The sequence below is a fragment of the Streptomyces sp. SCL15-4 genome, assembly GCF_033366695.1.
Classification (GTDB): domain Bacteria; phylum Actinomycetota; class Actinomycetes; order Streptomycetales; family Streptomycetaceae; genus Streptomyces.
This window is the reverse complement of sequence record NZ_JAOBTQ010000001.1, coordinates 1,943,874-1,969,412: the sequence shown is the minus strand read 5'-3', so window position 1 is coordinate 1,969,412 and position 25,539 is coordinate 1,943,874. Positions and strand designations below refer to the sequence as shown.

Below are 25,539 nucleotides of genomic sequence, written 5' to 3'. Positions count from 1 at the left end.
CACCAGCTCCGGGAGAGACAGCGATGACCGTGGCCGAGGAGACCGAGGTGACGCTGGAGGTCGGCCAGCGGACGGAACTGCCCGCCGTGCCCGACCCGGCCGGGCACCACCCCGAACGCGAGATGCACGCCATCCTGGAGATCGGGGTCCGCGGCCCGGCCGGCGCGCCGCGCGCCACGCCCGCGCCCGGCACCGGCCCCGCCCTCGCCGAGGTGCTGATCATCGACACCTCCCGCTCGATGCTCCACCCGCCGGCGAAGCTCCACGCGGCCAAGGACGCCACCGTCGCCGCCGTCCGGATGCTGCCCTTCGGCACCGCCTTCGCCGTCCTGTCCGGCCGTTTCGACGCCACCGTCGTCCACCCCGGCCCCGGCCGCCAGGTGCTCGCCGTCGCCCGGCCCGGCGAACGCGAGGCCGCCGAACGCGCGGTGCGCATCCTGGACGCGGACGGCGGCACCTCCATCGGCGCCTGGCTCGACCTCGCCCGGCGGCTGCTCAAGGACCAGCCCGCGCCCGTCAAACACGTCCTGCTGCTCACCGACGGCCGCAACGAGCACGACCACCGCTCCCGCCGGCCGCTGGAGACCGTGCTCGACGCCTGCGCGGACCAGTTCGTCTGCGACGCCTGGGGCATCGGCGACGACTGGGACGCCGAACTGCTGCTGAACATCACCCGGCGGCTGCACGGCCGGGCCCGGGCCGTCCGCCGGGAGGCCGAACTCACCGCCGCGTACGAGGAACTGATCGCCGGGCTGCTCGGCACGGCGGTGCCCGAACTGCGCATCCGCCTCACCCCCACCACCCCCGGCACGGTGATCCGCCAGGTCAAGCAGGTGGTGCCGAACGAACAGGAGCTGCGACCCGTCCCGGCCGGCCCCGGCGGGCGCGCCGCGGAGTACGTCACCCGGGCCTGGGGCGACGAGGTACGGCACTTCCAGGTCGTCCTCACCGCCGACCCCACCGGCCGGGAGAGCGGCGAGGAACTCCAGCTGGCCGCCGCGGAGATCGTCGTACCCGGCGTCCGGCGCCCGCTGCGGCTGCCGCCGCCCCGGCCCATCCTGGTGCGCTGGACCGACGACCCGCTCGACGCCTCCCGGCAGCATCCCGGGATCCGCCGGCACGAGCTGTACCAGCGGGCGAGCGCCGCCGTCGCCCAGGCGTACCGGGCCTGGCTGCGCGGCGCGGACGGCCGGGACACGGCGGACCGCGAACTCGCCCGCGCCCTCGCGCTGGCCGCCGAACTGGGCGACGCCGCGCTGCTCGGCGCGCTCCGCCTGATCGAGTCGGCGCCGGGCACCGGCCGCATCCGCCCCGGACTCAAGGACGTCGACTGGCAGCACCTCATCCTCTCCAGCGCCCTGACGACCCCTCCGGAACAGCCGACGCCACCGCCGGCGGGCGCGGGCGGTACGGGGGCGGGTGGCGCAGGGGCCGGGAGCGCGGCCGGGGTGCGGAGGCCGGCGGGAGGCGGTGGTCACGGGAGCCGTGACGGAGGCGGTGCGGCCATGGCCGGCGTCAAGGCGGACGGCGCGGGTCCGGATGGCGCGGACCCGGGCGGCCCGGGCCCGGACCGCGTGCCGCCGGGCCACCCGACTCCGGGCGGCGCGCGCCCGGTCGGGGCCGGAACGCCCGGGTCGCCGGGGCCGGAGGCCGTCGAGGCCGATGCCGCGCCCGCGCCGCACGCCGCCGGCCCCGCCCTGCCCGTCCGGCCCGACGGGCTGATCGAGTGCCCGGAGTGCCACTGGCTCGGTCCGGCCGGCTCCGTCTACTGCGGAGGCGACTGCGGGCGGCTGCTGAGAGGAGCGACGGCATGAACCCGGGCCACGCGGGGCCGCTCGGCGCGGGCGGCGGCCGGGGCATACCGCCGGAGCCCGGCGCGGGCCGGGGCACACCGGCCGGTTCCGGTGCGGGTCAGGGCACGCCCGCCGGCTCCGGCGGCGGCCGGGATACGGCTCCGCAGCCCCCGTCCCCCCGGCAGCCCCCGTCCTCCCCGCAGCCCCGGCGCGCCCCGGCGGCCCCCTCGGCACCTCCCGCCCACCGCCGTGCACCCGGTCGTCCGGCCCGTCTCCTCGCCCGGATCGTCTCCGGGCCGCTCGCGTGGGCCGGCGGCACCGGTTCACCCGCCCCGGACGGCAGCACCACCGCTCGGGATCTCGCCCTCCGGCACCGCCTCCTGCTCGCTCTGTCGGCCCTGCTCACCTTGTCGCTGTTCGTGTCGTACCAGGGCGTGCACGGCGACGCGAACCCGTTGCGCACCTCCACCGCCCCGACCGTGCTGTCCCTGGACACCGCGCTGTACGCGCTCGGCGAGGCCCAGCGGGACGCCGCGCGGCCGGTCCCGACCAGCGACTTCCAGAAGCAGATCTCGGTCGCCGTGCAGAGCCTCGCCGCCGCCGCGGCCGACGACGACCTCGCCGGGCCGGCCGGCCGCCAGGCCCTGCAGACCGTGGCCGGTCTGATCACGGTCTACGCCGTCAAGGTCCAGCAGTCCCAACTCCGGGCCGACGACGATGTGTTGCGCAAGGCGTACCTCAGCTACGCCACCGGCGTCCTGACGGAGAAGGGCTCCGGCATACGGGCCCGGCTGAAGGACCTGCAACGGCGGCAGCGCGCCACGGTGCACCGCCAGACCTCCTTCGGCCCGCTGCTGTGGCTCGCCTGGGGCGCGACGCTGCTGCTCGCCCTCGTCCTGACCGCGGCGCTGCTGGAGACCCAGCGTTTCCTGCGCCACCGCTTCCGGCGCCGCTACAACCGTCAACTCCTCGCCGCCGGCCTGCTGACGCTCGCCGGTCTCGCCGTCACGGTGCTGTTCACCGTGTGGACCCACGCGGGGATGTCCGACACCCGCACGCTGCTCGACCGCCCGCTGAGCGGGCCGCACATCCCCGAGGCGGGGCGGCACACCGCCTCGTACCTGGCCGGCACCGGCTTCCGCGCGGCGGCGTCGGTGTGGATCCTGATAGGAGGCGTCCTGCTGATGGCACTGGCCGAGACCGGCCTGCGACGGCACATCAACGACTACCGGTTCAGGCCCCGGTGAACGCGCACCCCGGCGACCCGGCGACGGCCGCCCCCGAGGCCCGTACCCGCCCCTCCCGCCGCCTGGCGCGCACCGTCACCGGGGTGGCCGGCGCCCTGGCCCTCCTGGCGGCGGCCGTCGTGGTCGGCGTACGCGCGGCCGGGCACGAACCGACCGTGACCCTGCTGGCCAACTGGACCGGCGGCGACGAGGACCACTTCCGCGAGGCGGTCATCGAACCGTTCGAGCGCGAGCACCGTGTCCACGTCGACTACCAGGGCAGCAACGCCGAGAGCCAGGTGCTCGGCGCCGACGTCGAGGCCGGCACCCCGCCCGACGTGGTGGTGCTCACCGGACCCGGCGAACTCGCCGAGTACGCCCGGCAGAAGCAGCTCGTCCCGCTCGAGAACCTGGTGCGCCCCGCCGACTTCGGCGCGCCCTGGAGCACCCCGCTGGCGGACGGGCACGTGTACTGGTTCCCGCTGAAGGCCGACGTGAAGAGCATCGTCTGGTACCCGGGCGGTCTCGGCGAGCGGGAACGCCGTGCGGCCGCGCACCGGCCGGCCGCGTGGTGCGTCGGCATGGGCTCCGGTGCCACCAGCGGCTGGCCCGGCACCGACTGGATCGAGGACATCCTGCTCCAGCGCCACGGCCCCGGCGTGTACGAACGGTGGGCGCGCGGCGGCCTGCGCTGGCAGTCCCCGCAGGTGGAGGAGGCGTGGAGGACCTGGCGCGATCTGGTCGGCGCCGGCGGTGAGCCGGACCTGGTGCGGCGGGCGCTGAACACGCCGTACCGGTCGGCCTCCGAGCCGGTCGCCGACGACCCGCGCGGCTGCACGCTGGAGCACCAGGCGTCGTTCGTCCGCAACCAGCCCGCCTGGCGGCACGCCGACGGCCGGTACGCCTCCTCCGCGGAGCTGCTCCTCGACGCGCCCGCCCCCGGCGCCTGGGAGGTCTCCGGCGACCTCGTCGCCCTGCTGCACGACACCCCGCAGGCGCGCGAGCTGATCCGCCATCTGGCCTCCACCGACGCCCAACGCGCCTGGACGGAGAAGGACTCCGGCTTCTCCGTGCACGCCGGGCTGCGGCCCGCCTCCGAAGGCGGCTCCGCCTGGCACCGCTCCCTCGCGGCGGCCCTGCGCGACGAGGAGACGGCGCACTGCTTCGACGCCTCCGACGTCATGCCGCCCGCGGTGCGGGACGCGTTCGCCGAGGCGGCCATCGAGTTCCTCGCCCACCCGGGCCGCCTGGACCGCCTGCTGCGCTCCCTGGACGCGCTCGGCGACACCTCGGGCCCGACCTGGCAGCCGACGGTGTGCGACCGCCCGTCGTGAGATGCCGGGCCGGGCGGTGTTCGGTGGAAAGGGGGCGTTGCGGGCCGCTCGTGGTGGCCCGCAACGCCCCCCGGCACATTCCCGAGGGGTACTCGGGAGGCCTTCGGGTTACGAGTTGACCTGCGCGGTCACCAGGTCCGAGAAGGTGGTCAGCCGGGTGTAGACACCCGGGTAACCGGCCTCCGCGCACCCCTCGCCCCAGGAAGTGATCCCTGCCAGGACGCCCCCGATGAGCAGGGGACCGCCGCTGTCGCCCTGGCAGGTGTCCACGCCGCCGGACGTGTATCCGGCGCAGACCATGTCGGACTGGACGAAGTCCGAGCCGTAGGAGGAACGGCAGCCGGAATCGGACACGACGGGCACGGTCGCGGTCCGCAGCTGGTTGGAGGAGCTGCCGTTCTCCGAAGTGGTCCCCCAGCCGAGGATCCGGGCCGTGGTGCCGGCCGCGTAGACGCTCGTCTGGGAGGAGGTGACGTACTTGGCCGTGGTGTACGGCATCGAGGTCGACAAGGTCAGCACGGCCACGTCGTCGCCGTTGGTGGCGTCCGTGTAGCCCGGGTTGATCCAGATCCTGCCGACCCGGCTCACCGTGCCGTTGGTGCCGTTGAGATAGGTCCGGCCCCCGACCACGCGGACGCTGCTCGTGGTCTCGCCGACCATGCAGTGCGCGGCCGTGACGACCTTCGTGGGCGCCACCAGGGTGCCGCCGCAGAACTGGTTCTGGGACGCGTCCGTGATCTGCACCATGAACGGGTACGCGGTCGTCGTGGTGGTCGTACCGCCGACGACGGGCTGGGGCGCGGCGCTCGCCGTGGGGGAGGCGAGCAGCGCGGTCGCCGCGGCGGCGGCGGTGGCCACCAGGGTCGCGGCGGTCTTTCTCACACGTCTGGGCCCGAACATGAGTCTCCTCAGTGGGGGTTGCACCGGTGGGGGGTCGCGCGGGTGTCGGTGGGCGGCGTGCACGGGGAGGCCGCAGGACCGACCCCGTGTGCCCGGGCGAGCGGCACGCCCTTTACGCTAGGACCCGGAACCCACGGCTCCCAATGAGGGAACCCCCTAAGGGGCTGGGTGAGGGAAAACCCTCGGTCCGGTTCAGTTAACTAGGGCCGCGCTCAGCGCGCCCGTCGAGCCGCCGCCAATCGGACGATGTCGACCCGCGACCGGATCCCCAGTTTCCGGTAGACCCGGGTCAGGGTCGCCTCCACCGTCTTCACGCTGATGAACAGCCGGGCCGCGATCTCCCGGTTGGTGGCCCCCTCCATCACCAGCGCGGCGACCTGACGCTCCATCGCGGCCAGCACCTCCAGCGCGGCCGGTGCCTCCGGCCGCTCCGGCAGCCGGTCCGGCTCGGGAGCGGCGAGCGTGTCCTCCACCTGGCGCAGCCAGGGCAGCGCCCGGCAGCGCCGGAACATCCGGCCGGCCTCGTCGAAGGCCGCCGCGCCGGGTCCCCGGCCGCGCAGCCGGGCCAGCGCGAACGCGGCCCGCGCCTCCTCCAGGCCGTAGCCGAGCTTGCCCAGCCGGTCCTGAGCGGACGTCAGCTGCGCGACGGCGGCCTCCCGGTCGCCCCGGGCGGCGCGCACCAGCGCCTCGGACCGGTCCAGCACGGCGAGCACGCTCTCCCGGCCGAGCCGGAGCGCGTGCTCCCGGCTCGCGTCGATGACGTCCTGCGCCTCGGCCGCCTCACCGGTGCGGACCAGCGCCTCGGCCAGGTCCCCGTGCCAGCGGCCGCGGGCCGGGTCGGTGATGCCGAGGCCCAGTTCCAGGCTGCGCACCCGGCGCAGCGAACGGACGGTGCCCGCCGGGTCCCCGGCCACCAGCTGCGCGTACCCGAGGGCGCCCAGCGCCCGGGAGAGGTACATCTGGTCGCCGTCCTCCTCGGCGTGCAGCACCGCCTCCCGGGCGAGTGCCAGCGCCCGGTCCACATCGCCGCCGGAGGCCTCCGCGAGGGAGGTGAGCATCGCCGAGGCGGTCTCGCCGATGCCCGAGTCCCGGGCCAGCCGCAGGCTGTCGCGGGCCAGCTCCAGGGCGCGCCCGCAGTGCCCGGCGCGCAGCTCGGTCTCGGCGAGGCCGCGCAGGAAGTGCACCTCGCTCTCCACCGAGCCGTGCCGGCGGACCTCGCGCAGCAGCGCGGTCACGGTGGCCCGGGCCTCGGCCAGCTGGTCGCCCATCACCAGCCAGCGGAACCGGGCGCTGCCCGCGCCGTTGTGATGCCACGCCACCCGGGGGTCCTGGGGCTCGCGCAGGGCCCGCTTGATGGTGCGGGGTGCCTCCGGATGGCCCATCAGGGTCTCGGTCTGTGCCTGGAAGGCGAGGGCGAGCAGCTCGGTGCGCCGGTCCTGGCCGCGCGCGGCCAGCTCGGCGGCGTGCGCGGCGGCCTGCCGGGCCTCGGTGAAGTCGCCCTCCACGATCAGCGCCCGCCAGGCCAGCTGGTAGTGGACCAGGGCCAGCAGCCGGGGGTCGTCGCCGGCGTCGGCGAGGGCCTGCGGGAAGACGGCGTCGACCTCGGCCATGGTGTGGCCGGCGGTGTCGATGACGATGATCCAGGCCCGGACCCGGTCGGCGGGCACGCTCGCCCGGGTGAGCACCTCCCGGGCGATGTCCCGGGCCAGGTCGACCTCGCCGGCGGTGATCGCGTCCTCGGCGGCGGCGAGCCGGCGTTCCTCCGGGCCGGGACTGCCGTCGGCGGGAGTGTGCCGGGCGGCGAGCAGCCCGAGCTGGGCGGCGACCGAGGGCGCGCCGCGGTCCCGGGCGAGGGCCGCGGCCCCGGCGAGCCGGGCGGCGACCTCCGGGTCGGTGCCGGTGGTGGCCAGGGCCAGGTGCCGGGCCCGCTCTATCGGGTCGGAGGCGGCGGTGGACAGCGCCGCGTGCGCCGCCCGCCGCTCGTGCGCGGGTGCCTCGGCGTACAGCGCGGCGGAGATCAGCGGGTGCGCGAAGCGTACGGCGGGGGCGTCGGGCTCGGTGGCCAGCAGCCCGAGTTCGGCGGCCTGGGCGCACTCGGCCTCGGCGTTCTCCCGGCCAGCCGCGTGCAGCAGCGCCGGGGTGGGCCGGGCGCCGGCGCTGGCCACCAGCAGGGTGCGGCGGGCCTGCACCGACAGCATGTCCAGGCGGCTGAGGACCAGGGCGCGCAGCGAGGTCGGCACCGGCAGCGGCTCGCCGGGGCGGGGCGGGGTGGGGCTGTCGGCGAGGGCGCGGCCCAGTTCCAGGGCGAACAGCGGGTTGCCGCCGCTGGTGCGGTGGATCTCGCGGACCGTGGAGCGGGGCAGCCCGCCGTGACCGCGGTGGTCGAGGAGCTGGGCGACCTGGGCGCGGGTGAGCGGGCCGAGCCGGACGGAGAGGGTGCCCGGCGGGCAGGCGCGCAGCTGACGGTCGTACTCCTGGCTCTCCTGGCCCTCCGTGCGTACCGCGCACAGCAGTTGCACCGGGGTGCCTTCCAGGCGCCGGGCGGCGAAGCCGAGGAGTTCGGCGCTGGCCGGGTCCAGCCACTGCAGATCGTCGGCGACGACCAGGACCGGGCCGTCGGCGGCGAGCGCGCGCAGCGCGGAGAGCACCGCCAGGCGCAGCGCGAGGCCGTCGCGCTGGAGGCTGGACTCGCCGCGGCCGGTGAGCGCCGACTCCAGGGCGGTGCGCTGGGCGGCGGGCAGCCGGGGGGAGACCTCGTCGAGGACCAGACCGAGCAGATCGGCGAGGGCGAGGAACGGAAGGTGGGATTCGGACTCCGTCGCCGAGCACCGCAAGACCGTGCGCGCGGTGGCGCCGTATTCCTCGGCCAATGCCCGCAGGGCGGTGGATTTCCCTATTCCGGCGGGGCCGTGGAGCAGCACACTGCCCCCCGAGGAGAGTTGCCCACGGGCGTCGGCGAACAGCTCTTCGCGGCCGATGACCAGGTCGGGACGGCACCTGGCAGACTCCTGGAAGTCCCGTCGCACGGTCACCGCTCCCCTCCTGTGTCGTGTCCGGGCCAAATTCTAGGCAACGATCCCTGAAATTCGGACGGAAGCCGTGGTGAGGGAAATAACAAACGGTCAAGCAGAGGGAAATTCAAAGCGGCGCCGGAGGAATGGGCGGGTTTCCCCGCCGGCTTGGGGCTAGGGCAGCAGTCCCGCCCCGCGGGCCGCGCTCACCGCCTCTCCTCGTGTGTGCGCGCCCAGCTTCCGCATCGCCGAACGCAGATAGCTCTTGACCGTCTCCGGGCCGATGCCCAGCCGCTCGGCCACGGTCGCGTTGGTGGCTCCCGCCGCCACCCAGGACAGCACGTCCAGCTCCCGTGGCGCCAGGGTCACGCCCCCGGCTCGCGGCGGTGTGGTCAGCAGCGCGCACGCGGCGAGCAGTTCGGCCCGCAGCGCCGGGTCGGGAATCCGGGGCGCCAGCGCCCGCAGCGCCGCGTGCGCCTCGCGCACCTGTTCCCGGGCGGCGCCCGGGCCGGCCGGAGCGGGCCCGGTCCGGGCCGCGGCCAGCAGCTCGCGCGCCTCGTCCCCCGCCACCAGCGCCTGTTCCACGTCCCGGGCCGCCGTCACCGCCGCGTCCAGCGTCCGGTCGCCCAGCGGCCGGGCCGAGCGCAGCGCGCCGTAGAGCACCGCGCGCACCCGGCGCCGCACCACCACCGGCACCGCGAGCACCGCGCGGATGCCCTCGGCGGCCACCGGGGCGTCGTACTCGTGGCTGATCTGCCGGGACCGCGAGTAGTCCGGCACCGCGCACGGCCGGGCCAGCGCCACCGCCCGGCCGCCCAGCCCGGCGCCGCGGGTCACCGCGAGCGAGCGCAGCGCCGGCGTGGCCGTGCCGCTCAGCTCGCTGATGCGGATGTGCGGCCGGCCGGGCTCCACCAGGCCGCCGAAGGCGACGGGCAGCCCCGTGGCGTGTCGCAGCCGGGCCAGCGCGCCGTGTATCTCCGCCGCCGCCACGGCCTCTGCTGCCACCTTGTCGCTCCTTCGGTGCGGTCCACCCCGTTCGGGGGTAGTGAGACCCGCATCACGGATTAGACGATGCCGGGGAGCCGCCCGGCAATGGTCCGGTACCGAGGAGGACGTGGATGACGGAGACCGAGACGTTCCGCAGGGCCCGGGACTTCCTGCTGGAACACCGGGAGGACTACGCCACCGCCTACGAGGGTTTCCGCTGGCCCCGGCCCGGACACTTCAACTGGGCGCTGGACTGGTTCGACGTCATCGCCCAGGACAACGACCGCACGGCGCTGCACATCGTCGAGGAGGACGGCACCGAGACCCGCCTCTCCTTCGCCGAGCTGTCCGCGCGCTCGAACCGGGTGGCCCGGTGGCTGCGGGAGCGCGGGGTCGCCGCCGAGGACCGGATCCTCGTCATGCTCGGCAACCAGGCGGAGCTGTGGGAGACCGCGCTGGCCGCGATGAAGCTGCGCGCGGTCGTCATCCCGGCCACCCCGCTGCTCGGCCCGGCCGATCTGCGCGACCGGGTGGAGCGGGGCCGGGTGCGGCACGTGATCGCCCGCGCGCAGGACACCGCCAAGTTCGACGGCGTGCCCGGCGCCTACACCCGGATCAGCGTCGGCGGCCTGCCGGAGGAGGGCTGGGAGCCGTACGAGGACGCCCGCGCGGTCCCCGCCGACTTCGTCCCGGACGGCCCGACCCTGGCCGACGACCCGCTGATGCTCTACTTCACCTCGGGCACCACCGCCCGCCCCAAGCTGGTCGAGCACACCCACACCTCGTACCCGATCGGCCACCTGGCCACCATGTACTGGATCGGGCTCCGGCCCGGCGACGTGCACCTGAACATCTCCTCGCCCGGCTGGGCCAAGCACGCCTGGTCCAGCCTGTTCGCCCCGTGGAACGCCGAGGCGACCGTCCTCGTCGTCAACTACACCCGCTTCGACGCCACCCGGCTGATGGCCGAGATGGACCGCGCCGGCGTCACCACCTTCTGCGCCCCGCCGACCGTGTGGCGGATGCTCATCCAGGCCGACCTGACCCGGCTGAAGAACCCGCCCCGCGAGGCCGTCGCCGCCGGTGAACCGCTCAACCCCGAGGTCATCGAACGAGTCCGGCGGGCCTGGGGAGTGACCATCCGGGACGGCTTCGGCCAGACCGAGACCGCCGTGCAGGTCGCCAACACCCCCGGCCAGCCGCTGAAGACCGGTTCCATGGGCCGCCCGAGCCCCGGCTTCCGGGTGGAACTCCTCGATCCGGTCTCCGGCGCGCCCGGTGCCGCCGAGGGCGAGATCGCCCTGGACCTGGCCGAGCGCCCGGCCGGCCTGATGACCGGCTACCACGGCGACCCGGACCGCACGGCCGAGGCCATGGCGGGCGGCTACTACCGCACGGGGGACATCGCGACCCGGGACGCGGAGGGATACCTCACCTACATCGGGCGCGGCGACGACGTGTTCAAGTCCTCCGACTACAAGGTGAGTCCGTTCGAGCTGGAGAGCGCGCTGCTGGAGCACGAGGCGGTGGCCGAGGCGGCCGTGGTGCCCGCCCCGGACGAGCTGCGGCTCGCCGTACCCAAGGCGTACGTCGTGCTGGCCGAGGGCTGGGAGCCCGGTCCGGGCACCGCGAAGGTCCTCTTCGAGCACTCCCGCGAGGTCCTCGCGCCCTACAAGCGCATCCGCAGGCTGGAGTTCGGCGCCCTGCCCAAGACCGTCTCCGGCAAGATCCGCCGGATCGAGCTGCGCGAGGCCACGGCCGCGGGCTCGTCCGGCGAGTACCGCGAGGAGGACTTCCGTTGACCGCGCCCGCCCCGGCCCCCGCGACCGGGTCCCCGCACACCCCCGGGACGCGGCTCTCGTACGCCCGCGGGACGGGCGCCACCCCGCTGCTCGGCGACACTATCGGCGCCAGTCTGGACCGGGCCGTCGCGGCCTGGCCGGACCGCGAGGCGCTCGTCGACGTGCCGTCGGGCCGGCGCTGGACCTACGCGGAGTTCGGCGCCGACGTCGACCGGCTGGCGTACGCGCTGCGCGCGAGCGGGGTCGCCAAGGGCGACCGGGTGGGCATCTGGGCGGTCAACCGCCCGGAGTGGGTGCTGGTCCAGTACGCCACCGCGCGCCTCGGCGCGATCATGGTGAACATCAATCCCGCGTACCGCACCCACGAGGTCGCCTACGTCCTCGAACAGGCCGGTGTGTCCTTCCTGTTCGCCTCCCTCGGCCACAAGACGAGCGACTACCGCGCGATGGTCGAGGAGGTGCGGGCCGGGCTGCCCGGGCTGCGGGAGACGGTCTACTTCGGCGACCCGGGCTGGGACGCACTGCTCGCGCGCGCCACTGCCGGGGCCGCGGCGAAGCCGTTCGAGGAGCTGTCCTGCGACGACCCCGTCAACATCCAGTACACCTCGGGCACCACGGGCTTCCCCAAAGGGGCCACCCTCTCCCACCACAACATCCTCAACAACGGTTATTTCGTCGGCGAGATGATCGCGTACACCGAGCAGGACAGGATCTGCGTCCCGGTCCCCTTCTACCACTGCTTCGGCATGGTCATGGGCAATCTGGCCGCCACCTCGCACGGCGCCTGTTTGGTGATCCCGGCCCCGTCCTTCGACGCGAGGGCCACGCTGGAGGCGGTCGAGCGGGAGCGGTGCACATCGCTGTACGGCGTCCCGACCATGTTCATCGCCGAGCTGAACCTGCCCGGCTTCGCGGACCACGACCTGTCCTCCCTGCGCACCGGCATCATGGCGGGCTCGCCGTGCCCGGTGGAGGTGATGAAACGGGTGGTCACCGAGATGCACATGGAGCAGGTCTCCATCTGCTACGGCATGACGGAGACGTCACCGGTGTCCCTCCAGACGCGGATCGAGGACGACCTGGAGCACCGCACCGCCACCGTCGGCCGGGTGCTGCCCCACCTGGAGGTCAAGATCGTCGATCCCGCCACGGGAGTGACCCGGCCCCGGGGAACCGCGGGAGAGCTGTGCACCCGCGGCTACAGCGTGATGCTCGGCTACTGGAACGAGCCGGAGAAGACGGCCGAGGCGGTCGACGCCGGCCGCTGGATGCACACCGGGGACCTCGCGGTGATGCGCGAGGACGGGTACGTGGAGATCGTCGGCCGGATCAAGGACCTGATCATCCGCGGCGGCGAGAACGTCTACCCGCGCGAGGTCGAGGAGTTCCTCCACGCCCACCCCGGCATCCGGGACGTCCAGGTGGTCGGGGTGCCGCACGAGCGGTACGGCGAGGAGGTCCTCGCCTGTGTCGTCCCGAGCGACCCCGCGCGGCCGCTCACCCTCGAGGAGCTGCGCGAGTTCTGCGCGGGCCGCCTCGCCCACTACAAGATCCCCAGCCGGCTGGAGCTGCTCGACTCCTTCCCGATGACGGTGTCCGGCAAGGTGCGCAAGGTCGAGCTGCGGGAGACCTACGGAACCTGAGACGCCCCGCATCCCGCGGAGGGCCGCCCGTGCCGCACGGGCGGCCCTCTCGTGCTTTCCGGTGGCCGGACCGCTCTTGACGACCTTCACCGGCCCCCTTACATTGCTTCCAGATAGTAGAAGTTATATTCCGCAATACGGAAAAGATTGCGGAGATCGACATTCGGGAGGCCGTGCTCACCGCGGGGCGCGACGGGAGTACGCATCCGAGAGGCCGAAGCAGGAGTACTCGATGGCTCGTATGACCGCTGCCCGTGCGGCAGTTGAGATCCTCAAGCGCGAGGGCGTCACCGACGCCTTCGGTGTGCCGGGCGCGGCGATCAACCCGTTCTACAAGGCCCTCCAGGAGGGCGGCGGCATCCACCACACCCTCGCCCGCCACGTCGAGGGCGCCTCGCACATGGCCGAGGGCTACACCCGTACCAAGCCGGGCAACATCGGCGTGTGCATCGGCACCTCCGGCCCGGCCGGCACCGACATGATCACCGGCCTGTACTCGGCCATCGGCGACTCCATCCCGATCCTGTGCATCACGGGCCAGGCGCCGACCAGCGTGATCCACAAAGAGGACTTCCAGGCCGTCGACATCGCCTCGATCGCCAAGCCCGTCACCAAGATGGCGGTGACCGTCCTGGAGGCCGCCCAGGTCCCCGGCGTCTTCCAGCAGGCCTTCCACCTCATGCGCTCCGGCCGTCCCGGCCCGGTCCTGATCGACCTGCCGATCGACGTCCAGCTCACCGAGATCGAGTTCGACCCGGAGACCTACGAGCCGCTGCCGGTCTACAAGCCCACCGCGACCCGCGCCCAGATCGAGAAGGCCATCACCTTCCTCCTGGAGTCGCGGCGCCCGGTCATCGTGGCCGGCGGCGGCATCATCGGCGCCGACGCCTGCGACCTCCTGGTGGAGTTCGCCGAGCTGACCCAGACCCCGGTCGTCCCGACCCTGATGGGCTGGGGCGCGCTGCCCGACGACCACGAGCTGAACGCCGGCATGGTCGGCGTGCAGACCTCGCACCGGTACGGCAACGCCAACTTCCTGGAGTCCGACTTCGTCCTCGGCATCGGCAACCGCTGGGCCAACCGCCACACCGGCTACAAGCTCGACGTCTACCGCGAGGGCCGCACGTTCGTCCACGTCGACATCGAGCCCACCCAGATCGGCAAGATCTTCCCGCCGGACTACGGCGTCGTCTCCGACGCCAAGGCCGCCCTGGAGCTGTTCGTCGAGGTCGCCAAGGAGCTGAAGGCGGCCGGCAGGCTGCCCGACCGCGGCGACTGGGTGGCCTCCACCCAGGAGCGCAAGGCCACCCTGCTGCGCCGTACGCACTTCGACAACGTGCCGATGAAGCCGCAGCGCGTGTACGAGGAGATGAACAAGGCCTTCGGTCCCGAGACGCGCTACGTCACCACCATCGGCCTGTCCCAGATCGCCGGCGCGCAGATGCTGCACGTGTACCGGCCGCGCCATTGGATCAACTGCGGCCAGGCCGGTCCGCTCGGCTGGACCATCCCGGCCGCGATCGGCGTCGCCAAGGCCGACCCGGACTCCCCGGTCGTCGCGCTCTCCGGCGACTACGACTTCCAGTTCCTGATCGAGGAGCTGGCGGTCGCCGCGCAGCACAAGATCCCCTACGTCCACGTCCTGGTGAACAACGCCTACCTGGGCCTGATCCGCCAGGCGCAGATCGGCCTGGACATCAACTTCCAGGTCAACCTGGAGTTCGAGAACATCAACACTCCGGAGATCGGCGTCTACGGCGTGGACCACGTCAAGGTCGCCGAAGGGCTCGGCTGCAAGGCGATCCGGGTCACCGAGCCGGACCGGCTGGGCGCCGCCTTCGAAGAGGCGAAGAAGCTGGCCGCCGAGTACCGGGTGCCGGTCGTCGTCGAGGCGATCCTGGAGCGGATCACCAACATCTCGATGAGCCGCACCATGGACATCAGCGACATCAGCGAGTTCGAGGACCTGGCCACCGAGCCGGGCCACGCGCCGACCTCGGTCAGGACGCTGAAGGTCTGACGCAACCGGCGCCTCAGGGGCGGCCCGCCCGGGGGGACGGGCCGCCCCTTCGGCATGCCCTCAGTCGAATCCGCCGCCTCCGCAACCGCCGCCGTAGTCGTGGCCGCCGTGCTCGTACCCGGTGTGCGCACCGCCGCCCTGGTCCCGGTCGCCGCCGTCCCGGTCGTCCGGTGTCCCGTCGTAGGTGTCGTAGGCGTCGTAGGTGTCGTGCTCGTCGTCGGGGAACAGGCGGTGGTCGGTGCCCCGGCCGAACGGGAAGCGGCCCGCGTCGGCGAGCGCGCCGCGGCCGGTGAGCCCGGCCCGGCGGGCGAAGTCCGGTACCAGGACGGTCAGGGCCCGTTCGCCGTACAGCGCGACGGCGAGCAGCAGTTCCTCCTCGGGCAGACCGCCGGGACCCTGCGGCAGCGGCCGGCGCTCGCGCAGGGCCGTCAGCAGCCGGCGGGCGGCGCGGGTGCGGCGGGGCGGCAGCGGGCGCAGCAGCCCCTCGGCCGTCAGCTCGGCCCGCAGCCGGACGAGGGCCCGGCGCACCACGGCCCGGCCGGGCAGCTCCGACGGTCCGGCGGGCCGGTACAGGCCGGTGCGGACCGCCTTCTCCAGCGGGTGCCGATGCGGCGCCGCGCCGCCCGTCGTGGTCTTGCGCAGCGTGCCGGGCCGGCCCGCCTCGACTCCGCCGCGCAGGTGCAGGGCGAGCACGGCGACGGTCACGGCGGCGCGGTCACCTCCGCGCAGCAGCGCGACCGCGTACGGACAAGGAACGGCGACCGGCGTCGTACGGCCCATGAGACACCCCCGTGCGGGGCCCGCCGCCCCCGTGCAGGCGGGCCCCGTCTGCACGTACTGTGCCCGCCGCGAGCGGCCGTCGAAGCCTCGTCGGCGCTGTTCAGAGCTTGATTTGAGGGTTGCGTAGCCCGTCTACGACGCCTGTCGCAGGCCGCGTCGCTAAAAGTCGTGCTCGCTCAGGCCGGGCCAGTCGTCCGGTCCGCCGCCCTGCCATTCGATCAGGTCGCTCACCTCCACCTCGATCCGGTCCAGGTCGGCCAGCCGCAGGATCTCCACGACGTCGTCCAGGTGCGAGGCGATCCCCAGCGTCACGTCCCCCTCGGTGACCCGCCGGGAGCCGTCCAGGGCGGGGGAGTGGACCACGATGTGCGGGTGCTGTGTCGGGTTGCCCATGCCTTCAGCGTGCTGCGGACACGGAGGACGCGCACGCCGGGAGCCGGCCCCGGACGGCGCGAAGCGCTCCCTCCGGACCGGAGGGAGCGCTTCGTCCACCAGGTGGTGGCCGTCCGACGGCGCGAGGCTGGGCGCGACAGGTCGATCGCGCCGCCGGACGGGGCCGGTGTTCCTCCGGCGGCGGGGCCGGAGGATCGGGCCGGGACCGCGGTGGCGGCGACGGAGGCGGACGTCCCCTCCCTCTGGTCGAGAGGGGAGCCCGTATCTCCTTCACCACCGCACTGGCTCGCACGCCACCGCGGTCCTCGCCCTGCCCGCCGTACCCGGGTGATCACCCCTCATCCGGATCACCCGAGGGCGGCGGGGTCTTCGCGTCCGGGGCACGACCTCCCCGTCACGTCCCGGACGCAGTCTTGGGACTCAGTCCTCGCGCAGGGCGCGGACCGCCTCCTCCACGCGCTTGCCGTACTCGGGGTCGGCGGCGTGGAAGTGGGCCAGGTTCTTCTCGATCACGTCGTCGCGGGAGACCTGCGAGAGGCCGCCGGCGATGTTCGCGACCAGGCGGGACTTCTCCTCGTCCGACATCAGCCGGTACAGCTCGCCGGCCTGGAAGAAGTCGTCGTCCTTGGTGTGCAGCGGAGCCACGTGGCTGCCCGTGTGACCGGCCACCGGAAGCGGGGCGGACAGCGGGCGGCCGGTCTCCACCGGGCCGTCGTAGGAGTTCGGCTCGTAGTTCTTGGCGTGCCGGCCCTGGCCGTTGACCGCCATGAAGCCGTCGCGGCCGTAGTTCCGGGCGCCGCCCGGGACCGCCTTCGGGGCGTTCACGGCGAGCAGCGTGTGGTTGACGCCGAGGCGGTAGCGGTGGGCGTCCGCGTAGGCGAACAGCCGGCCCTGGAGCATCTTGTCCGGGGACGGGCCGATGCCGGGCACGAAGTTGTTCGGGGAGAACGCGGCCTGCTCGACCTCGGCGAACACGTTGTCCGGGTTGCGGTCGAGGACCAGCCGGCCCACGCGCCGGAGCGGGTAGTCCCTGTGCGGCCAGACCTTGGTCAGGTCGAAGGGGTTGAAGCGGTAGTCCGCCGCCTCGGCCGCCGGCATGATCTGCACGTACAGCGTCCAGGACGGGTGCACGCCCCGCTCGATCGCCTGGAGCAGGTCGGTCTGGTGCGAGTTGGGGTCCTTGCCCGCCAGCTCCTGCGCCTGCTCGGCGGACAGGCAGCGGATGCCCTGGTTGGTCTTGAAGTGGTACTTGACGAAGAATGCCTCGCCCTTGGCGTTCGTCCACTGGTAGGTGTGCGAGCCGTAGCCGTTCATGTGGCGGTACGACGCCGGGATGCCGCGGTCGCCCATCAGCCAGGTCACCTGGTGCGTGGCCTCGGGGGCGTGCGCCCAGAAGTCCCAGACGTTGTCCGGCTCCTGCTTGCCGGTGAACGGGTCGCGCTTCTGCGAGTGGATGAAGTCGGGGAACTTCAGCGGGTCCTTGATGAAGAACACCGGGGTGTTGTTGCCGACGAGGTCGTAGTTGCCCTCCTCGGTGTAGAACTTCACCGCGAAGCCGCGCGGGTCGCGGACCGCGTCGGCGCCGCCGAGGGAGTCGGCGACCGTGGAGAAGCGCACGAACACCTCGGTGCGCTTGCCGATCGAGGCGAGGAAGTCGGCGTGGGTGTAGCCGGTGACGTCGTCGGTCACCTCGAAGTGGCCGTACGCGCCGGAGCCGCGGGCATGCACGACACGCTCCGGGATCCGCTCGCGGTTGAAGCGCGCGAGCTTCTCCAGGAGGTGCTGGTCCTGGATCAGGAGCGGGCCGCCGACGCCGGCGGAGGCGGAATTCTGGTTGTCGGCGACCGGTGCGCCGGACTCTGTCGTGAGCACGCGCTTCGACATCGTGGACCTTCCGTGCGGGTGTCAGCGGAAAACTGTTTCCGCTTTGTGGAGCCTAGAAGTGGGGCGATCAGAGCGTCAACACTTTGTTGAAGTCGATTCCGGACCGCGGCGCCGCCTGGGCGCGACAGGACAGGTGTCGGCGGCACCGCGGCCCGGAAGTGCGAGGAGCCGTCAGACCCGGGCGCCGGACAGGCGCTCGACGGCCCGCAGCAGGGCCGAGTGGTCCAGGCCGCCGTCGCCCTGGGCGCGCAGGCTGGCGACCAGCTGGGCGACCACGGCGCCGACCGGCAGGGCCGCGCCGACGTTGCGGGCGGCGTCGGTGACGATGCCCATGTCCTTGTGGTGCAGGTCGATACGGAAACCGGGCTTGAAGTCGCGGTTGAGGAAGTTGTCCTTCTTCCGCGTCAGCACCGTGGAGCCGGCCAGGCCGCCGTTGAGGACGTCCAGGGCGGCCTGGAGGTTCACGCCCGACTTCTCCAGGAAGACCACGGCCTCGGCGCACGCCTGGATGTTCACGGCGACGATCAGCTGGTTGGCGGCCTTCACGGTCTGGCCCGAGCCGTGCGGGCCGCACAGCACGATGGTCTTGCCGAGGGCCTCGAAGACCGGCTTGGCCTCGTCGAAGTCGGCCTGCTCGCCGCCGACCATGATGGACAGCACCGCTTCCACGGCGCCGGCCTCGCCGCCGGACACCGGGGCGTCCAGCACCCGGATGCCCTTGTCCTCGGCGGCCTTGGCGAGGTCCACCGAGGTCTGCGGGGTGATCGAGGACATGTCGATCAGCAGGGCGCCGGACCGGGCGTTCTCCAGGATGCCGTCCGGGCCGTAGGCGATGGCCTCGACCTGCGGGGAGGCGGGCACCATCGTGATGACCACGTCGGCGTCGCGCACGGCCTCGGCGATCGAGCCGGCCGCGGTGCCGCCGGCGGCGGCCAGGCGGTCCAGCTTCTCCTTCTCCAGGGTGTAACCGGTGACCTGGTAGCCCGCCTTGATCAGGTTCTCGGACATGGGGGAGCCCATGATGCCGAGGCCGATCCACGCGATCGCAGGGCGGGTCGGGTGGGAGGAAGCTGCGAGGTTGCTCATGATTCGGGGTGCCTCTCTTACTGCGGCTGTACGTCTGTGAAGGGCGGCCGGTGTGCGGGGCCGGCGGCTCAGCGGGCCGCGCGGGCCTCGCGCGGGAGCCAGTCGAACGCCTCGGCGCTCGGGCGGTCGCCCGGCTTGTACTCCAGGCCGACCCAGCCGTCGTAACCGGCCTTCCGCAGCCGGCCGAGCAGCTCCTGGAGCGGGAGCGAGCCGGTGCCGGGGGCGCCGCGGCCGGGGTTGTCGGCGATCTGCACGTGCCCGGTCTTCGCCGCGCAGGCGTCGATGACGGCGGGCAGGTCCTCGCCGTTCATGGACAGGTGGTAGAGGTCCATCAGGAACTTGGCGTTCCCGAGGCCCGTCGCCGCGTTGACCTTGTCGACGACCTCGATGGCGGCCGGCGCCGACACCAGCGGATACAGCGGCGATTCGGGCTTGTTCAGCGCCTCGATCAGCAGGATCGCGCCGATCCGGTCGGCCGCCCGGGCCGCGAGGGCCAGGTTCTCCAGGGCGAGCGCGTCCTGCTCGGCCGGGTCCACGCCCTCGACCCGGTTGCCGTAGAGCGCGTTGAGCGCCGTGCAGCCGAGGGAGGCCGCGAAGCCGGCGGCCACGTCGATGCTGGCGCGGAACCTCTCCGACTCCTCGCCCGGCAGCGACAGGGCGCCGCGGTCGGGGCCCGGCAGCCGTCCGGCGTAGAAGTTCAGGCCCGTGAGCCGGACCCCCGCATCCTCGATCGCCTGCTTCAGGGCGTCCAGCTCGGACCGGGCCGGAGTGGGGGAGTCGATCCAGGGCCACCACAGCTCGACCGCGGTAAAGCCCGCCGCGGCGGCGGCCGCGGGGCGCTCCAGGAGCGGGAGTTCCGTGAAGAGGATCGACAGGTTGACGTTGAAGCGCTGGTCTGCGGCGGTGCTCCACTCGAAACCTGGCATTCGGGCCGCGCTCCCTTCCGTGGGTCGATATTCCGTATTACGGAAGTTCGTTTCTGCGTAATGGAAGATTGCCGTCGGGTGTCGCCGCTTGTCAAGAGGTGTCCGCGACGGCTGCCCCCGCGACCGCCTCGCGCGTTAGGTTGAGTGCGTGCGATTGAGAGTGGAGTTCACGACCGAGCCCTTCGACCTGGACGAGGCACCCGCGCACGCCCTGGTGGCGCGCGAGATCATCGAGACGGCCGAGCTGGACGCCGTCGACGTCGGCCCCTTCGGCAATACGGCCGAGGGCGGCGCCGACCGGGTGCTCGGCGCGGTGGACGCGCTGCTGCGCAAGACCCTCCAGGCCGGTGCCACCCGGGTCTCGCTCCAGGTCAACGTGATCGGCGACGGAACCGGGGAGGGTGATAGGTGACCGCGGAGGAGCCCTTCATCGCGGCGGTGAAGCCGCTGGTGGACGCCATGGGCGGGACGATGCTCCCGCCCGACGAGGCCGGCCCGGAGGACGTCGTGCTGGCCTGGGAGGGCGCCGACGTCGTCGCCGTACGCCTGCCCCAGCTCGCCGACTCCCTCGACCACATCCTGGCCGCCATGGAGCGCAAGGAGGGCCGGCCGCTGGCCGACCTGGACCGCAAGGCCAAACAGGAGGTCGTACGGATCCTGGAGGCGCGCGGCGCGTTCGCCGTGCGGCACGGCGTGGAGACCGTGGCGGGCGCGCTCGGCGTCAGTCGCTTCACGGTCTACAACTACCTCAACCGCGAGAAGGGCGTCTGACCGGGCCGAACCGGGGGCCGCAAGGGCCGTTCGGCCCCCAACCCGGCTTGTTACGCGGAATTTTCAACAAAGTGTTGACGTGATGTTTCCGAGGGCGTTAGCTATCCGCAGCCCGTTCAGCACAACGGCCCGAAGCGGCCACGGAGGCTCCCGTGACGACGACTTCCACGCCCCCGGGTCTGGCCCGGTTCAACGATCTGGAGGAGCGCGAGGCCCTCGCCGCCCTCCACGAGGCGTGCGCCTCCACGGAGTGGGCCCGGCGACTGCTCGCCACCCGCCCCTACGCCACTCCGGAGGACCTCTACACCGCCAGCGACGCCGCCATGGCCGAGCTGAGCGCGGCGGACCTGGCGCAGGCGATGGCCGGGCACCCGCCGATCGGGCGGCCCAGGCCCGGCGACCCGGCCTCCGCCCGCGAGCAGCGCGGCATGGCCGGTGCCTCCGAGGAGCTCAAGGCGGAGATGCTCGACCTCAACCTGGCCTACCAGGAGAAGTTCGGGCATGTCTTCCTCATCTGCGCCACCGGCCGGACCGGCGAGCAGATGCGCGACGCGGTCAAGGAGCGGATCGGCAACTCGCCCGAGCGGGAGCGGGAGATCGTCCGCACCGAGCTGGGCAAGATCAACCGCATCCGACTGGCCCGACTCGTCGAAGAGGACGCCTGACACCATGAGCACCAGCACCACCGCCTCCGTGTCCACGCACATCCTGGACACCTCGATCGGCCGCCCCGCCGAGGGCGTCGCCGTCCGCCTCTTCGCCCGCGCGGGACGCGACGCGGACTGGCAGGCGCTCGGCGGCTCGGCGACCGACGCCGACGGCCGGTGCAAGGACCTGCCGGCCCTGCCGGAGGGGACCACCCATGTGCGGCTGGACTTCGCGGTCGAGCCGTACTTCGAAATTTCTGCGAAGAAGCAAGCCGATGCGCAGCAGGACGCCCCCGCGAACCGGGACAGCGGTGCCGTGTTCTTCCCCGAGGTGGCGATCACCTTCGCCGTGGTGCCCGGGGAGCACTACCACGTACCGCTGCTGCTCAACCCGTTCGGCTACTCCGTTTACCGAGGGAGCTAGCTACATGCCGACCATCCTGGGACAGAACCAGTACGGCAAGGCCGAGAACCGAGTCGTCAAGATCACGCGGGACGGCGCCACCCATCACATCAAGGACCTCAACGTCTCCATCGCACTGAGCGGCGACATGGAAGAGGTCCACTACTCGGGCTCCAACGCCAACGTCCTGCCGACCGACACCACCAAGAACACGGTGTACGCGTTCGCCAAGGAATACGGCATCGAGTCCGCCGAGCAGTTCGGCATCCACCTCGCCCGGCACTTCGTCACCAGCCAGGAGCCGATCCACCGGGCGCGCATCCGCATCGAGGAATACGCCTGGGAGCGGATCGAGACCTCCGACGCCAACAGCAGGTTCATCGGCGCCGACGACGTCAAGCACTCCTTCGTCCGCAAGGGCCAGGAGGTCCGCCTCACCCAGATCACCTTCGACGGTGAGCAGTGGGAGGTCATCTCCGGCCTGAAGGACCTGGTCGTGATGAACTCGACCAACTCCGAGTTCTGGGGCTACGTCAAGGACAAGTACACCACCCTCCAGGAGGCGTACGACCGCATCCTCGCCACCCAGGTCGCCGGCCGCTGGCGGTTCAACTGGACCGACGACGCGCAGAAGATGCCCAACTGGGAGAAGTCCTACGAGCAGGTCAAGAAGCACATGCTCCACGCCTTCGCCGAGACGTACTCCCTCTCGCTCCAGCAGACGATGTACCAGATGGGCTCGCGCATCATCAACAACCGCAGCGAGATCGACGAGGTCCGCTTCTCCCTGCCCAACAAGCACCACTTCCTCGTGGACCTGGAGCCGTTCGGTCTCAAGAACGACAACGAGGTCTACTTCGCCGCCGACCGTCCCTACGGCCTCATCGAGGCCACCATCCTGCGGGACGGCTGTGAGGCCCGTATCCCGGTCGACATGACCAACCTCTGACGCGGGACGCCCGCCCCCGGCCCGGCCTGACGGGCCGGGGGCGCGCTACACCGGAGGGAACGAAATGGCACAGCCTGCAAAGGGGCCGGCGAAAGCCCCGTGTTCCACCCCGCCGGTGCACATCGAGGACGCCGTCACGTCCGTGCACCCGGTGGACGAGAAGCTCCACCCCTCGCGGCTCGTCCCCGCCGCGCTCCAGCACATCGCCGCGATGTACGCAGGCGTTGTCACTCCTCCGCTCATCATCGGCCAGGCCTGCGGGCTCGACATCGCGGCCCGCACCCGGCTCATCGCCGCGAGCCTGCTCATCGCGGGCATCGCGACCATCCTGCAGACCATCGGCGTCAAGGGCTTCGTCGGCAACCGGCTGCCCTTCGTCAACGCCGCCTCCTCCGCCGGCATCGCCCCCATCCTCGCGATCGCCGAGACCAACGGCAAAGGACACCAACTCCCCGCGATCTACGGCGCGGTGATGGTGGCCGGCGCCTTCTGCCTGGCCCTCGGCCCGTTCTTCGGCAGGCTGCTCCGCTTCTTCCCGCCCCTGGTCACCGGCGTGGTCATCACCCTGATCGGCGTCACGCTGATGCCCGTCCCGGTCGGCTGGGCCCAAGGCGGCGACAAGACCGCCGCCGACTTCGGAGACATGCGCTATCTGGCGCTCGCCGGATTCACCCTCGCCGTCATCCTGCTGATCCAGCGCTTCGGCAGGGGCTTCGTCAAACAGGTCGCCCTGCTCTTCGGGCTGCTCGTCGGCACCCTGGCCGCGATCCCCTTCGGCATGGCCGACTTCAGCGGCATCAAGTCCGCGCCCGTCGCCGCGCTGCCCGCCCCGTTCGCCTTCGGCGCCCCGGAGTTCCAGCCCGCCGCCATCCTCTCGCTGTGCATCGTGATGCTGGTGCTGATGACCGAGTCCAGCGCCGGCATGCTCGCCCTCGGCGAGATCTGCGAGCGCCGCACCGACGCCCGGACCATCACCCGGGGCCTGCGCACCGACGGCATCGCCACCCTGCTCGGTCCGGTCTTCGGCGGCTTTCCCACCTCCGCCTTCGCCCAGAACGTCGGCGTCGTCTCGCTCACCCGGGTGCGCAGCCGCTACGTCGTCGCCGTGGCCGGCGGCAGCCTGATCGTCCTCGGCGCCTTCCCGGTCCTCGGCGCGGTCGTCTCCCTGGTCCCCATGCCGGTCCTCGGCGGCGCCGGCATCGTGCTCTTCGGCTCCATCGCCGTCAGCGGCATCCGGACGCTCTCCGAGGCGGGCCTGGACGACAGCTCCAACATCATCCTGGTGGCCGTGGCACTCGGCGCCGGCATCATCCCGCTGGCCGCGCCGACCTTCTACGCCGACTTCCCGGCCTGGGCGCAGACCGTCCTCGGCTCCGGCATCAGCGCGGGCGCGCTCGTCGCCGTCCTGCTGAACCTGTTCTTCCACCATCTCGGCACCCGGAGCCCGCAGCCGGCTCCGGCACTCAAATCCTCCTAGGGTCCTGCCGTGCCCTCCCCGTGGGACCCCCTGGACCACGGGCCGCCACCGAAAGACAAGGAAGCACGATGGCACCATCGGCAGCCCAGCGCGTCGTCATCGAGAACTGTGCGATCGCCACCGTGGACGCGGGCGACACGGAGTACGCCTCCGGGTACCTCGTCCTCGCCGGCAACCGGATCGAGGCGGTCGGTGCGGGCAAGGCTCCCGAGGGACTGGAGAACGTGGTGCGCCGGATCGACGGGCGCGGCCATCTGGCCACGCCCGGTCTGGTCAACACCCACCACCACTTCTACCAGTGGATCACCCGGGGCCTGGCCACCGACCACAACCTGTTCGACTGGCTGGTCGCGCTCTACCCGACCTGGGCGCGGATCGACGAGCGGATGACGTACGCGGCGGCGCGGGGATCGCTCGCCATGATGGCCCGCGGCGGTGTCACCACCGCCATGGACCACCACTACGTCTACCCGCACGGCTCCGGCGACCTGTCCGGGTCGATCATCCGGGCCGCCGCCGAGACGGGCGTGCGCTTCACGCTGGCCCGCGGCTCGATGGACCGCAGCGAGAAGGACGGCGGGCTGCCGCCGGACTTCGCCGTCGAGACCCTGGAGGGCGCGCTCGCCGCGACCGAGGAGACCGTCAAGAAGCACCACGACGCCTCCTTCGACGCCATGACCCAGGTCGCGGTCGCCCCCTGCTCCCCGTTCTCGGTGTCCACCGAACTCCTGCGCGAGGGCGCCGAGCTGGCGCGCCGGCTGGGAGTGCGGCTGCACACCCACGGCTCGGAGACGGTGGAGGAGGAGAAGTTCTGCCACGAGCTGTTCGGCATGGGCCCCACCGACTACTTCGAGTCCACCGGCTGGCTCGGTGAGGACGTGTGGATGGCGCACTGCGTCCACATGAACGACTCCGACATCGAGGCGTTCGCCCGCACCCGGACCGGTGTCGCGCACTGCCCGTCGTCCAACGCCCGCCTCGCCGCCGGCATCGCCCGCGTCCCCGACATGCTGAAGGCGGGCGTCCCGGTCGGCCTCGGCGTCGACGGCACCGCCTCCAACGAGTCCGGCGAACTCCACACCGAGCTGCGCAACGCCCTGCTGATCAACCGGCTCGGCGCACACCGCGAGGCCGCGCTGAACGCCCGTCAGGCGCTGCGGCTCGGCACGTACGGCGGCGCCCAGGTCCTCGGCCGGGCCGAGCAGATCGGCTCGCTGGAGCCCGGCAAGCTGGCCGACGTGGTGCTGTGGAAGATGGACACCCTCGCCCACGCCTCCATCACCGATCCGGTGACCGCACTGGTCTTCGGCGCGGCGGCGCCGGTCACCGCATCCTTCGTCAACGGCCGGCAGATCGTCGAGGACGGCCGCCTGCTGACCGTCGACGAGGACGCCGTCGCCGTCAGCACCCGCGAGGAGGCCCAGCGCCTCGCCCGGATCGCCGCCCAGGGCTGATCAGCGGGTTCACCCGAGACTCCGGCCGGGAGGGACGGCTTCCGGCCGGACCC

At 72.7% G+C, this 25,539-nt stretch carries 21 protein-coding genes; 13 read left to right on the top strand and 8 right to left on the bottom strand.

The window, feature by feature from the left end; all coding sequences use genetic code 11:
• The first annotated feature begins 23 nt into the window (after nt 1-23).
• Genes SCK26_RS08260 through SCK26_RS08250 form a run of 3 tightly spaced genes read left to right on the top strand, consistent with a single transcriptional unit; the run spans nt 24 to nt 4,353 of the window.
• The gene (locus tag SCK26_RS08260) at nt 24-1,814 is read left to right on the top strand and encodes a vWA domain-containing protein (RefSeq protein ID WP_318200615.1); all 1,791 of its coding nucleotides are present in this window, start codon (nt 24-26) and stop codon (nt 1,812-1,814) included.
• Nucleotides 1,811-3,040, top strand: a complete 1,230-nt coding sequence (locus SCK26_RS08255) for a hypothetical protein (RefSeq protein ID WP_318200614.1) — start codon at nt 1,811-1,813, stop codon at nt 3,038-3,040. Before SCK26_RS08260 ends, SCK26_RS08255 begins: the two co-directional genes overlap by 4 nt.
• Nucleotides 3,037-4,353: an extracellular solute-binding protein gene (locus SCK26_RS08250; RefSeq protein WP_318200613.1), complete on the top strand. Its 1,317-nt coding sequence runs from the start codon at nt 3,037-3,039 to the stop codon at nt 4,351-4,353. Before SCK26_RS08255 ends, SCK26_RS08250 begins: the two co-directional genes overlap by 4 nt.
• A 108-nt stretch (nt 4,354-4,461) precedes the next feature.
• On the opposite strand, the gene SCK26_RS08245 is transcribed toward SCK26_RS08250, so the two are convergent.
• The 3 genes from SCK26_RS08245 to SCK26_RS08235 all read right to left on the bottom strand — a co-directional run bounded on the left by SCK26_RS08245 (nt 4,462) and on the right by SCK26_RS08235 (nt 9,269).
• Nucleotides 4,462-5,253 carry a serine protease gene (locus SCK26_RS08245; RefSeq protein WP_318200612.1) on the bottom strand — a complete coding sequence of 264 codons (792 nt, stop codon included), beginning with the start codon at nt 5,251-5,253 and terminating at the stop codon, nt 4,462-4,464.
• Between the two features lie 212 nt (nt 5,254-5,465).
• Nucleotides 5,466-8,285 carry an ATP-binding protein gene (locus tag SCK26_RS08240; protein ID WP_318200611.1) on the bottom strand — a complete coding sequence of 940 codons (2,820 nt, stop codon included), beginning with the start codon at nt 8,283-8,285 and terminating at the stop codon, nt 5,466-5,468.
• 153 nt (nt 8,286-8,438) lie between these two features.
• Nucleotides 8,439-9,269: a helix-turn-helix transcriptional regulator gene (locus SCK26_RS08235; RefSeq protein ID WP_318200610.1), complete on the bottom strand. Its 831-nt coding sequence runs from the start codon at nt 9,267-9,269 to the stop codon at nt 8,439-8,441.
• A 113-nt stretch (nt 9,270-9,382) separates the two neighbouring features.
• Between SCK26_RS08235 and SCK26_RS08230 the strand changes: the two genes are divergently transcribed.
• From SCK26_RS08230 to gcl, 3 genes are all read left to right on the top strand, one after another.
• Nucleotides 9,383-11,053: an AMP-binding protein gene (locus tag SCK26_RS08230; protein ID WP_318200609.1), complete on the top strand. Its 1,671-nt coding sequence runs from the start codon at nt 9,383-9,385 to the stop codon at nt 11,051-11,053.
• Nucleotides 11,050-12,696: an AMP-binding protein gene (locus SCK26_RS08225; protein ID WP_318200608.1), complete on the top strand. Its 1,647-nt coding sequence runs from the start codon at nt 11,050-11,052 to the stop codon at nt 12,694-12,696. The genes SCK26_RS08230 and SCK26_RS08225 overlap by 4 nt, the downstream gene beginning before the upstream one ends.
• Before the next feature lie 232 nt (nt 12,697-12,928).
• Entirely contained in the window at nt 12,929-14,716 is a 1,788-nt protein-coding gene (gene gcl, locus SCK26_RS08220; RefSeq protein WP_318200607.1) for a glyoxylate carboligase, read from the top strand.
• Nucleotides 14,717-14,776: 60 nt separating this feature from the next.
• Here gcl and SCK26_RS08215 read toward each other — a convergent pair whose 3' ends face one another.
• From SCK26_RS08215 to SCK26_RS08195, 5 genes are all read right to left on the bottom strand, one after another.
• Nucleotides 14,777-15,496 (bottom strand): TIGR04222 domain-containing membrane protein, encoded by a 720-nt coding sequence (locus SCK26_RS08215; RefSeq protein WP_318200606.1) that lies wholly within the window; start codon nt 15,494-15,496, stop codon nt 14,777-14,779.
• Between the two features lie 159 nt (nt 15,497-15,655).
• Nucleotides 15,656-15,889, bottom strand: coding sequence for a hypothetical protein (locus tag SCK26_RS08210; protein WP_318200605.1), 234 nt, complete (start codon nt 15,887-15,889; stop codon nt 15,656-15,658).
• A 420-nt stretch (nt 15,890-16,309) separates the two neighbouring features.
• A complete protein-coding gene (locus SCK26_RS08205; RefSeq protein WP_318200604.1) occupies nt 16,310-17,773 on the bottom strand; it encodes a catalase in 1,464 nt (487 codons plus the stop codon).
• A gap of 171 nt (nt 17,774-17,944) precedes the next feature.
• Nucleotides 17,945-18,859 carry a 2-hydroxy-3-oxopropionate reductase gene (locus SCK26_RS08200; RefSeq protein WP_318200603.1) on the bottom strand — a complete coding sequence of 305 codons (915 nt, stop codon included), beginning with the start codon at nt 18,857-18,859 and terminating at the stop codon, nt 17,945-17,947.
• Between the two features lie 68 nt (nt 18,860-18,927).
• The gene (locus tag SCK26_RS08195) at nt 18,928-19,785 is read right to left on the bottom strand and encodes a TIM barrel protein (RefSeq protein ID WP_318200602.1); all 858 of its coding nucleotides are present in this window, start codon (nt 19,783-19,785) and stop codon (nt 18,928-18,930) included.
• Between the two features lie 148 nt (nt 19,786-19,933).
• Between SCK26_RS08195 and SCK26_RS08190 the strand changes: the two genes are divergently transcribed.
• From SCK26_RS08190 to SCK26_RS08160, 7 genes are all read left to right on the top strand, one after another.
• Nucleotides 19,934-20,197, top strand: coding sequence for a hypothetical protein (locus tag SCK26_RS08190; RefSeq protein ID WP_318200601.1), 264 nt, complete (start codon nt 19,934-19,936; stop codon nt 20,195-20,197).
• 47 nt (nt 20,198-20,244) lie between these two features.
• Nucleotides 20,245-20,556, top strand: coding sequence for a helix-turn-helix domain-containing protein (locus tag SCK26_RS08185; protein WP_397951998.1), 312 nt, complete (start codon nt 20,245-20,247; stop codon nt 20,554-20,556).
• A 152-nt stretch (nt 20,557-20,708) separates the two neighbouring features.
• Nucleotides 20,709-21,221 carry a 2-oxo-4-hydroxy-4-carboxy-5-ureidoimidazoline decarboxylase gene (uraD, locus tag SCK26_RS08180; RefSeq protein WP_318200599.1) on the top strand — a complete coding sequence of 171 codons (513 nt, stop codon included), beginning with the start codon at nt 20,709-20,711 and terminating at the stop codon, nt 21,219-21,221.
• A 4-nt stretch (nt 21,222-21,225) separates the two neighbouring features.
• The gene (gene uraH, locus SCK26_RS08175) at nt 21,226-21,627 is read left to right on the top strand and encodes a hydroxyisourate hydrolase (protein WP_318200598.1); all 402 of its coding nucleotides are present in this window, start codon (nt 21,226-21,228) and stop codon (nt 21,625-21,627) included.
• 4 nt (nt 21,628-21,631) lie between these two features.
• On the top strand, nt 21,632-22,555 hold the full coding sequence (gene pucL / locus SCK26_RS08170) for a factor-independent urate hydroxylase (RefSeq protein WP_318200597.1): 924 nt from the start codon (nt 21,632-21,634) through the stop codon (nt 22,553-22,555).
• Between the two features lie 64 nt (nt 22,556-22,619).
• A complete protein-coding gene (locus SCK26_RS08165) occupies nt 22,620-24,032 on the top strand; it encodes a nucleobase:cation symporter-2 family protein (protein WP_318200596.1) in 1,413 nt (470 codons plus the stop codon).
• A gap of 68 nt (nt 24,033-24,100) precedes the next feature.
• Entirely contained in the window at nt 24,101-25,486 is a 1,386-nt protein-coding gene (locus SCK26_RS08160) for an 8-oxoguanine deaminase (protein ID WP_318200595.1), read from the top strand.
• The last annotated feature ends 53 nt before the right edge of the window (nt 25,487-25,539 follow it).